Annotated in this window: 13 protein-coding genes; 6 read left to right on the forward strand and 7 right to left on the reverse strand. The window is 42.4% G+C overall.

The window, feature by feature from the left end:
- Positions 1-44: 44 nt before the first annotated feature.
- Complete coding sequence (locus tag PVK63_RS08265; RefSeq protein ID WP_207215676.1) at positions 45-644, forward strand: thiol:disulfide interchange protein DsbA/DsbL; 600 nt, start codon at positions 45-47, stop codon at positions 642-644.
- A 36-nt stretch (positions 645-680) separates the two neighbouring features.
- Here PVK63_RS08265 and PVK63_RS08270 read toward each other — a convergent pair whose 3' ends face one another.
- Both PVK63_RS08270 and PVK63_RS08275 read right to left on the reverse strand, forming a co-directional pair.
- Positions 681-1,544, reverse strand: coding sequence for an acyltransferase (locus PVK63_RS08270; RefSeq protein ID WP_207215673.1), 864 nt, complete (start codon positions 1,542-1,544; stop codon positions 681-683).
- Positions 1,545-1,642: 98 nt separating this feature from the next.
- On the reverse strand, positions 1,643-3,169 hold the full coding sequence (locus tag PVK63_RS08275; protein ID WP_130087500.1) for a YifB family Mg chelatase-like AAA ATPase: 1,527 nt from the start codon (positions 3,167-3,169) through the stop codon (positions 1,643-1,645).
- 405 nt (positions 3,170-3,574) lie between these two features.
- On the opposite strand from PVK63_RS08275, the gene ilvG reads away from it, so the two are divergent.
- From ilvG to cspE, 5 genes are all read left to right on the forward strand, one after another.
- Positions 3,575-5,221, forward strand: coding sequence for an acetolactate synthase 2 catalytic subunit (ilvG, locus tag PVK63_RS08280; protein ID WP_130045743.1), 1,647 nt, complete (start codon positions 3,575-3,577; stop codon positions 5,219-5,221).
- The gene (gene ilvM, locus PVK63_RS08285; protein WP_061030392.1) at positions 5,221-5,466 is read left to right on the forward strand and encodes an acetolactate synthase 2 small subunit; all 246 of its coding nucleotides are present in this window, start codon (positions 5,221-5,223) and stop codon (positions 5,464-5,466) included. The genes ilvG and ilvM overlap by 1 nt, the downstream gene beginning before the upstream one ends.
- A gap of 27 nt (positions 5,467-5,493) precedes the next feature.
- Complete coding sequence (gene ilvD, locus PVK63_RS08290) at positions 5,494-7,350, forward strand: dihydroxy-acid dehydratase (protein ID WP_274440337.1); 1,857 nt, start codon at positions 5,494-5,496, stop codon at positions 7,348-7,350.
- Positions 7,351-7,355: 5 nt separating this feature from the next.
- On the forward strand, positions 7,356-8,888 hold the full coding sequence (ilvA, locus tag PVK63_RS08295; RefSeq protein WP_130087498.1) for a threonine ammonia-lyase, biosynthetic: 1,533 nt from the start codon (positions 7,356-7,358) through the stop codon (positions 8,886-8,888).
- A 277-nt stretch (positions 8,889-9,165) separates the two neighbouring features.
- The gene (gene cspE / locus PVK63_RS08300) at positions 9,166-9,375 is read left to right on the forward strand and encodes a transcription antiterminator/RNA stability regulator CspE (protein ID WP_005421580.1); all 210 of its coding nucleotides are present in this window, start codon (positions 9,166-9,168) and stop codon (positions 9,373-9,375) included.
- A gap of 125 nt (positions 9,376-9,500) precedes the next feature.
- Here the strand turns inward: cspE and glmU are convergent, their stop codons facing one another.
- The 5 genes from glmU to atpA form a co-directional block, all read right to left on the reverse strand.
- Complete coding sequence (gene glmU / locus PVK63_RS08305) at positions 9,501-10,859, reverse strand: bifunctional UDP-N-acetylglucosamine diphosphorylase/glucosamine-1-phosphate N-acetyltransferase GlmU (protein WP_130048467.1); 1,359 nt, start codon at positions 10,857-10,859, stop codon at positions 9,501-9,503.
- Positions 10,860-11,080: 221 nt separating this feature from the next.
- Positions 11,081-11,503 (reverse strand): F0F1 ATP synthase subunit epsilon, encoded by a 423-nt coding sequence (locus tag PVK63_RS08310; protein WP_130045748.1) that lies wholly within the window; start codon positions 11,501-11,503, stop codon positions 11,081-11,083.
- Between the two features lie 18 nt (positions 11,504-11,521).
- Entirely contained in the window at positions 11,522-12,925 is a 1,404-nt protein-coding gene (atpD, locus tag PVK63_RS08315; protein ID WP_130045749.1) for a F0F1 ATP synthase subunit beta, read from the reverse strand.
- 34 nt (positions 12,926-12,959) lie between these two features.
- Positions 12,960-13,826 carry a F0F1 ATP synthase subunit gamma gene (gene atpG, locus PVK63_RS08320; protein WP_130045750.1) on the reverse strand — a complete coding sequence of 289 codons (867 nt, stop codon included), beginning with the start codon at positions 13,824-13,826 and terminating at the stop codon, positions 12,960-12,962.
- A gap of 45 nt (positions 13,827-13,871) precedes the next feature.
- Positions 13,872-15,413, reverse strand: coding sequence for a F0F1 ATP synthase subunit alpha (atpA, locus tag PVK63_RS08325; protein WP_130045751.1), 1,542 nt, complete (start codon positions 15,411-15,413; stop codon positions 13,872-13,874).
- Positions 15,414-15,417: the final 4 nt, after the last annotated feature.

Below are 15,417 nucleotides of genomic sequence, written 5' to 3' on the forward strand. Positions count from 1 at the left end.
AATTAGAATACTAACCACAAATGGATTGGAGAGAGTTACACATGATGAAGAAAATGATGGCACTGTTTGGTGCTTTGGTACTGAGTTTTTCAGTAAACGCAGCAAACTTTACAGAAGGTGATTACTATAGAGTTCTTGACCTACCTGAGTCAAAAACACCAACAGTAAATGAATTTTTCTCTTTCTACTGCCCGCACTGCAGTAGCTTCGAACCTCTTATTCAGGGTTTAAAGAAAACACTGCCTGACAATGCGACATTTAAGAAAACTCACGTTTCATTTATGGGTGGACCAATGGGTTTATCAATGAGTAAAGCCTATGCAACCATGGTATCTCTGGGTGTAGAAGATAAAATGGTTCCTGTTTTCTTTAACCGTATTCATACTATGAATAAGCCACCACGTAACGAAAAAGAAATTCGCCAGATCTTCTTAGATGAAGGCGTAAATGCAAATGACTTCGATGGTACTTACAATAGTTTTGCAATTAACTCTATGGTTAACCGTTTTGATAAAGCATTTCAAGACAGCGGATTAACAGGCGTTCCAGCGGTTATTGTTAACAACAAATACCTTGTTGAAACAGGTAAAGTTCAAAGTGCTGAAGAATACTACGAGTTAGTAAGCTGGCTACTAAAGAAATAAGACACAAAAAAGGGAGCGATAATTCGCTCCCTTTTTTTATTCTTTATTTTTTAGAACGTCTTGTAGATAGTCGTCCTTCTCTTTCCATAAGTCATTTACCCACTTATGAAAGCCACGCTTAAAGGCCTTATCGCCAAAGTAGTCTCCATTTACCTTTTCATCATTAGGATGCAAATTAATACGAACAACGACTTTAGTTAATTTCCCTTGCAACATATCGATAAATGGCGAATTTTGGTTCTCTGGATACGCAAGCGTCACATCAACAATACCATCAAACAATTCTCCCATCGCAGATAACGTAAAAGCAATGCCACCAATCTTAGGCTTAAATAAATGCTGATAAGGCGTTCGAGCTTCCAGTAATTTTTCAGGCGTTGCACGAGTCCCTTCAACAAAGTTAACCACGGTTGTTGGTACTGCTCGGAAGTTTTCACACGACTTCTTTATCGCATTAAAGTCATCTTCACGACGCTCAGGATCTCGGCGCATGAATGGCATATCAGCCCCCCAACACGCCAAACCGACAAAAGGGACATAAAGTAATTCATACTTTAAAAAGAACTTAGTCATTGGGATCTTATCTTTCATTACTGAAGATAAAATCACGATATCAGCCCAACTCACATGATTCGAAAGTAATAAATACCAGTTATCTTGAGATAAGCTTTCACCACCTTCAATTTTCCACTCTATCGTATTGTTAATATTAAGCATCCATAGGTTTAGTGTTGCCCAACCCCATAATGTTTTGTTTGCCATAGATACTGTGATTTTTTTTACGATAGCAACAGGAAGAAGTAACTTAATCACAGCAAAAAAGCTGATAATTAAAGAGGTTAACGCTGTATTAAGCATAACAAGCAAAACACTGATAACCAGTCGAATATTAGCAAACATAGGATTCTTCATTTATTAACAGAGTGAAAATTGCGCATATAATAACAAGCCTCACTTAATATTGTTAATAAGTTTTATCCGTATCAGCATAAGTGACCTTAAACTGCTTGTGCTGTCAGTTGCTTTAAAAGCCTATCCATTGCGCGATAACCTACCGCTTCGGCTAAATGAATACGTTGAATGTGCTCTTCATTCGCTAAATCAGCAATCGTTCTCGCTACTTTAATGATCCGATGATAAGCACGAATAGAAAGGCCTAACTGATGTAGCGTATTCTCTAAAAAAGCCGCATCATCTTTATGTAATGGGCAATACTGTTCTATTTCTCGACTACCCAATAAAGCATTAATTTTATTACTGCGTTTAAGCATTCGCATTCGAGCTAAAATCACTCTTTCTTTCACGGTTTGAGTTGATTCTCCTCTATCTCCCCCTTCCGTTAAGGTTCCTTTAGGTAATAAAGGGATCTCTAAAGACATATCAAAGCGATCAAGCAACGGACCTGATATACGATTTAAGTAGCGCAAAATAAGCTGCGGATTAGTACGAGTTTGATTACCTTCGTAATAGCCCGTAGGACTTGGGTTTAATGCGCCAACCAATTGAAAGCGAGCAGGAAATCGAGTCTTACTTGCTGCACGAGAAATGACAATTTCACCTGACTCTAAAGGCTCACGCAATGAATCGAGCACTTTTCTCTCAAACTCTGGCATTTCATCTAAAAATAGAATCCCATTATGGGCTAACGAGATCTCTCCCGGTCTTGGTATCGAACCACCACCAACTAACGCGGCCATAGAGCTAGAGTGATGCGGAGAACGAAAGGGACGCGATCGCCAATTAGATTCTGTAATATTTTGATGAGTTAATGAAGCCACAGCCGCAGTTTCTAATGCCTCATCATTGGTCATCTCAGGTAATAGATCACTCATGCGAGAAGCCAGCATGGTTTTGCCTGTCCCAGGAGGACCGAGATACAATAAATTATGACCTCCTGCTGCAGCGATTTCTAACGCTCGTTTACCTTGTTGTTGGCCAATAATATCTTGTAGATCTCGCTCCATTGCCTCCACTTCTTGTTCTATTTTTTCAGACGTTAATAATCCAAGTTGCTGCTGCCCACAAAGGAAACCGCACACCGATAACAAATGAGGGGCTGATTTATGGATATCTTTTCCAACCAACGCAGCCTGATCACCATTTTCATCAGGAACCACTAAGCACCGATTAGATTTTAATGAGGCTAAAGCTGCAGGTAACACGCCTTTTACTCGACGCAACTCACCAGAAAGAGCAAGTTCTCCCACGAACTCATGCCCATCCAATTTCGTTTCTGGTATTTGATCTGAAGCAGCAAGAATGCCAAGCGCAATCGGAAGATCAAACCGCCCTCCTTCTTTAGGTAAATCCGCCGGAGCTAAATTCACCGTGATCCGCTTTGATGGAAATTCAAAGTTAGCATTAATAATGGCGCTTCTTACCCTATCTTTCGCTTCTTTAACTGTGGTTTCAGGTAATCCAACTAAGCTGAATCCCGGCATTCCATTACTGATATGAACCTCAACCGTTACCTCTGGTGCTTCAACACCAACACATGCTCGACTGTGTATTATTGCTAATCCCATTTCCCTACCCAATGATTTATAAAGCGACTATTTCGACGCTTTTTATTGATTTGTTATATATAAGCGCTAAATGAACGAGAATTGTGAATAAAATGAGAGTTTTTTCTTGTCATGAGAGCCATGTCTGTGTTACCACTAAGTTAATGTAACGAATTATCAAAAAAAACACGCTTACGGACAGATTAAATGACTTTTGTTGCTCAACTGAATATTCTAATTATTAACATTCTCGTGGTGATTCTAGTCACCGCGCGGGGATGAGTGAGCAAAAAGTCGCAATAGCAACGCACACTTAAAACCCCCAAGCTTACAAGCAAGGGGGTTTTTTTATAGATTCAGGAAGAAATGGGAGCACATGATGTGCAAGAATAGAGAAACAACCACTCACGCAGGGAGCGATAGTGTATGAATGGCTCACAGTTAGTAGTAAAAGCCTTAAGAGATGAAGGAATAAAAACAGTCTTTGGGTATCCCGGTGGCGCAATAATGCCTATTTATGATGCGCTGTACGATGGTGGTGTAGAACATATCTTGTGCCGTCATGAGCAAGGTGCAGCAATGGCAGCTATCGGAATGGCTCGCTCAACAAAAGACGTGGCTGTTTGCTTAGCGACGTCTGGACCAGGAGCTACTAACCTCATTACCGGCCTTGCTGATGCCATGCTTGATTCTATTCCTCTTGTCGCGATTACAGGTCAAGTTGCCAGTCATTTAATCGGTACTGATGCTTTCCAAGAAATGGATGTCATCGGGATGTCTCTCTCTTGTACTAAGCACAGTTACCTTGTTACTGATATCAATGAACTCGCTCCTGTTATTGCAGAAGCGTTTGAAGTGGCTAAAACAGGTCGTCCCGGCCCGGTTCTTATTGATATAGCAAAAGATGTTCAGGTTGCTGAAGCGCCTGTAACGACGCTTCCTCACTTTCAACCACCAGCAATTCCTGTTGCGTCACCAGAGAGTATTGAAGCTGCTGAAGCGATACTAAAAAACAGCGCTAAACCAGTATTATATGTTGGTGGTGGTGTGCAACTTGCTCATGCTACTGATTCTGTTCGTGAATTTTTACGTCACAATCCAATGCCTTCTGTGAGTACGCTTAAAGGGTTAGGGTCAATTGAGCGTCATGACCCATACTATTTAGGCATGGTAGGAATGCACGGAACTAAGGCTGCTAACCTTGTCGTTCAAGAGTCCGATCTATTGCTTGTTGTCGGTGCTCGTTTTGATGATCGTGTAACAGGAAAGCTAGAAAGCTTCGCTCCCCACGCCAAAGTCATTCATATCGATATTGATGCTGCAGAGTTCAATAAACTTCGTCACGCTCACTCCACATTACGTGGCGATATTAATGCCATCTTACCGCAGTTAAATACCTCTCAAGATTTAACGCCTTGGTTAGATCATGTATCAGCGCTGCGTACTGAATTTAAATGGCGTTATGATCATCCCGGTGAACTAATCTACGCTCCACTGTTATTAAAGCAATTATCTGACATGATGCCAGATAGCTCAATTGTTGCTACTGATGTTGGCCAGCACCAAATGTGGGCAGCGCAACATATTCAACCACGCGCTCCTGAGAATTACTTAACTTCTGCCGGTCTCGGCACCATGGGTTTTGGCTTACCTGCGGCAATGGGCGCTAAAGTGGCTCGTCCCGATGATCAATCCATTCTGATCTCAGGCGATGGTTCGTTCATGATGAATATTCAAGAACTTGGAACCATCAAACGCAAACAAATTCCCGTAAAAATGGTACTGCTCAATAACCAACGTCTAGGTATGGTTCGCCAATGGCAGTCACTATTTTTTGATGGTCGCCACAGTGAGACGATTCTAGATGATAACCCTGATTTTGTTGCACTGGCTGCAGCATTTGATATTCCAGGTAAAACCATCACGACAAAAGAAGAAGTTGAGCCGGCCTTAAAAGAGATGCTTGAAAGCAAGACCGCGTATTTATTACACGTACTGATCTCTGAAGAAGAAAATGTGTGGCCACTGGTTCCACCAGGCGCAGCAAATCAAGACATGGTAGAGGGTGAATAATGCAACGTTATATTTTAGAAATTGAAGCCACTGATAAGCCGGTATTACTAGAGCGTGTATTACGTGTTATTCGCCACCGTGGTTTTGCTATCAAACAAGTATTAGCGACTCAAAACCAAGCCAGTGGTGTTGCGGCTATCGAAATTATCGTAGAAAGCGATCGTCCAATCAGCCTTCTTACCAATCAAATTGAAAAACTTTGGGATATTACCGCGGTTCATGTATCTACCTTGAATCGTGCATAAGATTAAAAATTTAAAGGATTAATGACCATGTCTACAGCACCTAAAAATAAATACCGTTCAGCCACCACCACCCATGGCCGTAATATGGCTGGCGCACGTGCATTATGGCGTGCAACAGGGGTAAAAGAAGAGGATTTTGGCAAACCAATCATCGCTGTTGTTAACTCATTCACTCAATTTGTTCCGGGTCACGTTCACTTAAAAGACATGGGACAGTTAGTTGCTGGTGAAATTGAAAAAGCCGGCGGTATCGCTAAAGAATTTAATACCATCGCTGTTGATGATGGCATTGCGATGGGCCACGGCGGTATGCTTTATTCTCTACCATCACGTGAACTGATTGCAGATTCTGTTGAATACATGGTAAATGCACACTGTGCCGATGCGATGGTCTGCATCTCTAACTGTGACAAAATCACTCCGGGAATGATGATGGCGGCAATGCGTCTTAATATTCCAGTGATCTTTGTTTCTGGTGGCTCAATGGAGGCGGGTAAAACTAAACTTTCAGATCAAATCATCAAACTTGATCTTGTTGATGCGATGATCCAAGGCGCTGATCCAACTATCTCTGATGAACAAAGTGAGCAAGTAGAGCGCTCTGCATGCCCAACTTGTGGTTCTTGTTCTGGTATGTTTACGGCTAACTCGATGAACTGCCTAACTGAAGCACTTGGTTTATCTCAACCGGGTAATGGCTCAATGCTAGCTACTCACGCTGATCGTGAACAACTGTTTATCAATGCCGGTAAACGTGTCGTTGAATTAACGAAACGCTATTATGAGCAAGGGGATGATTCCGCATTACCACGCAATATTGCGAACCGTGCTGCGTTTGAAAATGCGATGGCGCTTGATATTGCAATGGGGGGATCAAGTAATACCGTTCTTCACCTTCTTGCGTCAGCTCAAGAGGGCGATATTGATTTTGATATGGGTGACATTGATGAAATGTCTCGTCGTGTACCTCACCTATGTAAAGTCGCTCCATCAACGCCTAAATATCATATGGAAGACGTTCACCGTGCTGGTGGTGTTATGGCTATTCTTGGTGAATTAGATCGTGCAGGCCTACTTAATGGTGATACCAATACCGTACTTGGCTTAACAATGAAAGAACAGCTAGCCCAATACGACATTATGCAAACTGAAGATGAAGCGGTACTTAAGTTCTTCCGCGCAGGTCCTGCTGGCATTCGAACCACCAAAGCTTTCTCACAAGATTGCCGTTGGGATCGCCTAGATGACGATCGCGAAAATGGCTGTATTCGAACAAAAGAGAACGCTTTTAGCCAAGAAGGTGGCCTAGCGGTCCTTTCTGGCAATATTGCAATCGATGGCTGTATTGTCAAAACGGCAGGTGTCGATGAAGATAATCTAAAATTCCAAGGCCCTGCGATTGTATTTGAAAGCCAAGACAGTGCTGTAGAAGGTATTCTAGGCGGAAAAGTAAAAGCTGGGGAAGTTGTGGTTATTCGCTACGAAGGACCTAAAGGCGGCCCTGGAATGCAAGAAATGCTGTACCCAACTACTTATCTTAAATCGATGGGACTAGGTAAAGCGTGCGCGCTTCTTACTGATGGCCGCTTCTCTGGTGGCACTTCAGGTCTGTCTATTGGCCATGTATCTCCAGAAGCTGCAAGTGGTGGCACCATTGGTTTAGTTAATTCCGGTGACATCATTACCATTGATATTCCAAACCGCTCAATTACCCTCGACGTTTCAGAATCAGAACTTCAACAGCGCCGTGAGAAACAAAATGAGCAGGGCTGGAAGCCTGTTAATCGTCAACGTGAAGTCTCTTTTGCACTAAAAGCCTATGCAAGCATGGCAACCAGTGCAGATAAAGGCGCGGTACGTGATAAATCAAAATTAGAAGGGTAGAGCTTATGACAACACCTTCTAATCAAACTGGCGCAGAATATCTGCGTCAGATCTTACGAGCGCCTATCTATGAAGTTGCCACAGTAACGCCATTTCAAGATATGCCTCGTTTATCAGAACGTATTAGTAACCGAGTGCAACTAAAACGAGAAGATCGCCAGCCTGTTCATTCTTTTAAACTTCGTGGCGCTTATAATATGGTCTCGAACTTAACTGAAGAACAAAAAAAAGCCGGAGTGATTGCAGCCTCTGCTGGAAATCATGCTCAAGGCATGGCGTTATCAGGCACTAAATTAGGCATTCAAACGACTATCGTTATGCCTAAAACCACCCCAGATATTAAAGTTGAAGCCGTAAAAGGATTTGGTGGTAATGTCGTACTTCATGGCAGTAACTTTGATGAAGCAAAAGCCGAAGCTGAACGCTTATCTAAACTTCACGGTTATACGTTTGTTCCTCCGTTCGACCACCCATTAGTCATTGCTGGCCAAGGGACAATAGGAATGGAGATGCTGCAACAAAATGGCCATCTCGATTATATCTTTGTTCCTGTTGGGGGTGGTGGTTTAGCAGCAGGGGTTGCTGTTCTTATTAAACAATTAATGCCTGACATCAAAGTCATTGCCGTGGAGCCCGAAGACTCTGCCTGTTTAAAAGCGGCACTAGATGCAGGTGAGCCTGTCATTCTTAATCAAGTCAGTATGTTTGCTGATGGTGTGGCGGTTAAACGTATTGGTGATGAAACCTTCCGTTTATGCCAAAAATACCTAGATGGTCATATTACGGTATCCAGTGATGAAATCTGCGCTGCGGTTAAAGATATTTTTGAAGACACTCGCGCAATCGCAGAGCCATCAGGTGCGTTAGCATTAGCTGGATTGAAAAAATTTGCCGATAAACATCAACTAGAAAATAAACAACTAGGGACGGTACTTTCTGGTGCCAATACCAATTTTCATGGTTTACGTTACGTCTCCGAGCGCTGTGAATTAGGTGAAAAACGAGAAGGCCTATTAGCGGTAACGATCCCTGAACGTCAAGGCGCTTTCTTTGAGTTTTGTAACCTGATTGGTGGCAGAGCCGTAACGGAATTCAACTACCGTTATAATGATGACAAACAAGCCAATATTTTTGTCGGTGTTCGCTTACAAGAAGGGCAGCAAGAGCTCGATAATATCATTAATGATTTACAGCAAGGCGATTACCCTGTTGTTGATCTCTCTGACAATGAAATGGCGAAACTGCATATCCGTTACATGATTGGTGGAAAGCCATCTAAACCCTTAAAAGAGCGTTTATACAGTTTTGAATTTCCAGAATACCCCGGTGCACTGGTTAAATTCTTAAGTACTTTAGGCACACATTGGAATATAAGTTTGTTCAATTATCGCAATCACGGAGCTGATTATGGACGTGTGTTATGTGGTTTTGAACTAGATGATAACGATCTCTTTGATTTCTCAAAGCACCTCAAAGAGTTAGGCTACCAATGTAAGGATGAAACAGATAACCCTGCTTATCAGTTCTTTTTATCTTAATAGCGTATGGCATTTATAAGGCTAATAATTTTTTAGCCTTATTTTCATTCATTTTTGAAATTCTACTATACAATCGGTTAAAAAATGCTATTATTTTTCTCGGCCTGTAAACAGACCTATTTATCTGTAATATTATGCTTTTGAAACCTTCGTTATACTGCTTTACCAGTTATGCTTGAAGCTTTTTATACATATGTTTTACCTCAAATAAATAATTCTTTATGGCTACAACTTCGCATTATGCGAATTATTTAATTTAAAAAAATTAGGATTTATTATGTCTAAATCAACTGGTATCGTTAAGTGGTTCAACGAAGAGAAAGGTTTCGGTTTCATTACTCAAGATAACGGCGGCGCTGACGTATTCGTTCACTTCCGTGCTATCGCAACTGAAGGTTTCAAAACTCTGAAAGAAGGCCAAGCGGTAACTTTCACTGTTGAACAAGGTCAAAAAGGCCCACAAGCTGCAGACGTTACTCCAGCTTAATTCGAATTTTTCGAATAGAATTTTAAAAAATGCTGACTTCGGTCAGCATTTTTTTTGCCTATAGACTGGTATAAAAAAAAAGAAGCCTAATGGCTTCTTTTTACTATCAATAGGTTACCTATTAATTATTTTTTAGTTGGACGCTGCCAATTAGCAATACGGCGCTCTTTAGCTCGGCTGATATAAAGCTCATTCTCCGCAACATCTTTAGTCACTGTAGAACCTGCACCAACCGTTGCACCATTGGCTACGGTAATAGGCGCAATAAGCTGGCTATCAGAGCCAACAAACACATCATCACCAATAATCGTCTTAAATTTATTCGCGCCATCGTAGTTACATGTGATCACACCTGCACCTACATTTACACGTTTACCAATCTCAGCATCACCAAGGTAAGTTAAGTGGTTCGCTTTAGAACCTTCCCCAAGACGAACATTCTTCACTTCAACAAAATTACCTACGTGAGCATCATTACACAGTTCAGCGCCTGGGCGTAAACGAGTAAATGGACCAACTGTACAATCTTCACCAACAGTAGCACCTTCAATCACACTGTATGGGCGAATAACTGTATTATCATCAATCTCACAATCTTTAAGTACACAGCCAGCTCCGATAACAACGTTATCACCGATCGTCACATTACCTTCAATGATCACGTTAGCATCGATCTCAATATCCATACCGCATTGCAATGATCCTCTAAGATCAAAACGGCTAGGATCGCGAAGCATAACGCCTTGTTCTAATAGCTTTTGTGCTTGCGCTAATTGAAATGCTCTTTCTAAACGAGCTAATTGAGCACGATCATTCACGCCTTCAACTTCAATAGGGCTTACTGGATGGACAGCTTCTACTGCACGACCTTCATCATGAGCTGCAGCAATGATATCGGTAAGGTAATATTCACCCTGAGCGTTTTCATTTTTAAGTGCCGCTAACCAACGTTTCAAATCACCGCCAGTCGCAACCATTACGCCTGTGTTAATCTCTTTAATTAACTTCTGTTCTTCCGTCGCATCTTTTTGCTCTACAATCGCAATCACAGGACCATTACGACGAATAATACGTCCATAGCCCATAGGGTTATCTAAAACAACGGTAAGTAGTGCAATACCACCTGTTGGTTGAGCTTCTAATAAATTCTCAACGGTTTCAGTGCTAATAAGTGGAACATCACCATATAAGACTAATACTTTCTCATCATCAGCAAACTCTGGTGCCGCTTGATTTACAGCATGGCCAGTACCTAATTGTTCAGCTTGAAGTACCCATTGAACACGCTCTTCACCCAACTCAGCTTTCATCTGATCACCACCGTGACCATAAACTAAATGAATGTTTTGAGCACCAAGACCCTCACATGTATCAATTACATGCTTCGCCATTGGTTTACCCGCTAAAGTATGAAGTACTTTAGGTTTGTTTGAGTACATGCGAGTGCCTTTACCCGCTGCTAAAATTACTGCACTGAATTTCATGAAAAGCCCATTCTATTATTATGCTAACTGGTATCGACTCTAACTCTGTATCGATACCATTTACCTAGCTAGTGGAAATCAAAATACTAAATCCATTACTGACTACTGAGTTAAATACAAAGTAATGATTAATGGAATTAACATGTGGATAAATAAGAATATTAACATTCAATAAAGAAAAGGCGACCAAAATAGGTCGCCTTCTTTCTAATGGTGCTTGATTAACGCGAACGTTTTGTCAGCTCGATAACTCGAAGCTGTGCGATCGCTTTAGCCAAATCACTGGCCGCTTGAGCGAAGTTAATGTCGCCATGCTGATTTTTGATGTTCTCTTCAGCCTTGCGTTTAGCTTCTTCTGCCTTAGCTGCGTCTAGGTCTTCACCACGGATACCGGTATCTGCAAGAACAGTAGCCGAACCAGGTTGAACCTCAACAATGCCACCAGAGACATAAATGTACTCTTCGTGACCATGTTGTTTAACAATACGCACCATACCAGGCGTGATAGCGGTCAGCAGCGGTGCGTGCCCATGGAAAATACCAAGTTCACCCTCGCTACCGGTCACCTGCATCGTTTCTACTAGTCCTGAGAATAATTTCTGCTCAGCACTTACAACGTCCAGGTGAAAGGTCATTGCTGCCATATCGCCTCCTAATCAGCCTTATAGCTTCTTCGCCTTCTCAAGCGCGTCTTCAATCTTACCGCAGTACATGAAGGCTTGCTCAGGAACGTCATCGTAATCACCCGCTAATAGACCTTTAAAGCCAGCTAATGTGTCTTTAAGTGGTACGTAAATACCTGGGTCACCGGTGAATACTTCTGCTACGTGGTAAGGTTGAGTTAAGAATTTCTCAATCTTACGAGCACGAGATACTACTTGCTTATCTTCTTCAGATAGCTCGTCCATACCTAGGATAGCGATGATGTCTTTTAGCTCTTTATAGCGCTGAAGTGTCGATTGAACGCCACGAGCGATATCATAATGCTCTTGACCAACAACAAGTGGATCAAGTTGACGAGATGTTGAGTCTAACGGGTCAATCGCTGGGTATAGACCCATTGAAGCGATATTACGGTTAAGTACAACTGTCGCATCTAAGTGAGCAAACGTTGTTGCTGGAGATGGATCCGTTAAGTCATCCGCAGGTACATATACCGCTTGAACTGAAGTGATAGAACCACTACGAGTTGAAGTGATACGCTCCTGAAGAACACCCATCTCTTCAGCTAGAGTAGGTTGGTAACCTACCGCTGATGGCATACGACCTAACAGTGCTGATACTTCAGTACCTGCTAGTGTATAACGGTAAATGTTATCAACGAACAACAGTACGTCACGACCTTCGTCACGGAAACGCTCTGCCATTGTTAGACCAGTCAGTGCAACACGTAGACGGTTACCTGGTGGCTCGTTCATTTGACCGTAAACCATTGCTACTTTTGATTCTTCAGGTTTCTCGATGTTTACAACACCAGCTTCCTGCATTTCAAAGTAGAAATCATTACCTTCACGAGTACGCTCACCTACACCTGCAAATACAGATAGGCCAGAGTGTTGTAATGCGATGTTGTTGATAAGTTCCATCATGTTGACAGTCTTACCTACACCAGCACCACCGAATAGACCGATTTTACCACCCTTAGCGAATGGACAAATTAAGTCGATTACCTTAACACCCGTCTCTAGAAGTTCAGTCGAGTTAGACTGCTCTTCATAGCTAGGCGCTTCGCGGTGAATTGAATAATGCTCTTCAGCACCAATCTCGCCACACTCATCAATCGCGTCACCAAGAACGTTCATGATACGGCCTAAAGTTTTAGTACCCACTGGAACAGTAATTGGCGCGCCAGTATTTTCTACTGTTAAGCCACGACGTAAACCATCTGAGCTACCCATTACGATACAGCGCACTACGCCGCCACCGATTTGCTGTTGCACTTCAAGAACAAGACGTTCTTTTGCATCAACAACATTCAAAGCATCGTATACACGAGGTACATTGCCTTGTGGGAACTCTACATCGACTACCGCACCGATGATCTGTACGATCTTACCTGTAGTCATCGTTAATCCTCTAAACTGTTTAAATACCTATTGCTTAAACCGCTGATGCGCCTGAAACAATTTCTGAAAGCTCTTGTGTAATCGCCGATTGACGGGCTTTGTTATACACAAGTTGCAGTTCATCAATAATGTCACCAGCGTTATCAGTCGCTGCTTTCATCGCAATCATTCGCGCTACATGTTCACACGCTAAGTTTTCAACTACACCTTGATATACTTGTGATTCAACGTATCGAACCAATAATGTATCTAGCAGTAGTTTAGGCTCAGGTTCATAAATGTAATCCCAAGAATGAGTACGTTTCATTGCTTCATCTTCAGATTTAGGCAAAGGAAGTAATTGGTCAATTGCTGGCTCTTGCACCATAGTGTTAATGAACTTATTGTTCACTACATATAGGCGATCCAGCTGGCCTTCATCGTATTTCTTTAGCATAACGCCAACACTACCGATCAATTCTTCAAGACTTGGGTTATCACCTAAGCCAGAGTTTTGAGCAATAACGTTACCGCCATAGCTGTTAAAAAATGCTGTTGCTTTAGAGCCAATAACGGCTAAATCAATTTCAACACCATCTTTTGACCATGCTTTCATTTCTGTCATGACTTTCTTAAACAAGTTAATGTTTAAGCCACCACACAAACCACGATCACTAGAAATAACAATGTAACCAACGCGCTTAGCTTCGCGTTCCTCAAGATACGGATGACGATACTCGAGGCTACCAAGCGCTAAATGACCGATTACTTTACGTATTGTGTCAGCATATGGACGAGACGCAGCCATCGACTCTTGCGAGCGACGCATTTTAGAAGCGGCTACCATTTCCATTGCTTTCGTGATCTTTTGAGTGCTTTTTACACTCCCGATCTTGTTACGAATCTCTTTCGCACCGGCCATCGTTACTCTCCGTTTTCGGGTGACCCATAACAGGTCACCAACGAATTACCAGGTCTGGGTTGCTTTGAAATCTTCAACCAGTTTCACGAACTGAGCTTCAATTTCATTATTCCAAGCACCCGATGAGTCGATCTCTGTTGCTAGATCGGCAAATTGACCACGAGCATACGACAGCAGAGCTTCTTCAAAATCTGCAAGCTTAGAAAGCTCAACATCATTCAAATAGCCTTTCTCAGCTGTAAAGATAACTAACGCTTGATCAAAAACAGACATTGGAGCGTACTGCTTTTGTTTCATAAGTTCAGTTACTTTTTCACCGTGATCAAGTTGCTTTTTAGTCGCGTCATCAAGATCAGATGAGAACTGAGCAAACGCTGCAAGTTCACGATACTGTGCAAGCGCGGTACGAATACCACCAGACAGTTTCTTAATGATCTTAGTTTGCGCAGCACCACCTACACGAGATACAGAGATACCTGGATCTACCGCAGGACGAACACCAGCGGTGAACAGTTCTGTTTGTAGGAAGATCTGACCATCAGTAATCGAGATTACGTTGGTTGGTACGAATGCAGATACGTCACCAGCTTGAGTTTCGATGATAGGTAGGGCAGTTAAAGAACCTGTTTTACCTTTCACTTCACCATTAGTGAATTTCTCAACATACGCTTCGCTTACACGAGCAGCACGCTCTAGTAGACGAGAGTGTAAATAGAATACGTCACCAGGGAATGCTTCACGACCCGGTGGACGTTTCAGTAGTAGAGAAATTTGACGATAAGCTACTGCTTGCTTAGATAGGTCATCATAAACAATCAGTGCATCTTCACCGCGGTCACGGAAGTATTCACCCATCGCACAACCTGAGTACGGTGCAAGGTATTGCAGCGCAGCAGATTCAGAAGCAGAAGCAACAACAACGATAGTGTTAGCTAGCGCACCGTGCTCTTCTAATTTGCGAACTACGTTAGCAATTGTTGATGCCTTTTGGCCAATCGCAACATAGATTGAGTAAATACCAGAATTTTTCTGGTTAATGATCGCATCGATCGCCATTGCTGTTTTACCAGTCTGACGGTCACCGATGATTAGCTCACGCTGACCACGGCCGATTGGGATCATTGAGTCAACTGACTTATAGCCAGTCTGTACAGGTTGGTCTACTGATTTACGATCGATTACACCAGGTGCAATCACTTCTACTGGAGAAGTCAATTTCGCATCAATAGGGCCTTTACCATCAATTGGCTCACCAAGTGTGTTTACAACACGACCTAGCATTTCAGGACCTACTGGTACTTCAAGGATACGACCAGTACCTGTTACTTTCATGCCTTCCTGTAGGTCAGCATATGGGCCCATTACTACCGCACCAACTGAGTCACGCTCAAGGTTAAGTGCTAGCGCATAACGGCCACCCGGTAATTCAATCATTTCGCCTTGCATAACGTCTGCAAGGCCGTGGATACGAATGATACCGTCGCTTACCGAAACGATTGTACCTTCATTGCGAGCTTCACTTACAACGTTGAATTTTTCAATACGTTGTTTGATTAGATCGCTAATTTCCGTGGAATTAAGTTGCATGCTC

The organism is Aliivibrio sp. S2TY2, assembly GCF_028765525.1.
Lineage (GTDB): Bacteria > Pseudomonadota > Gammaproteobacteria > Enterobacterales > Vibrionaceae > Aliivibrio > Aliivibrio finisterrensis_A.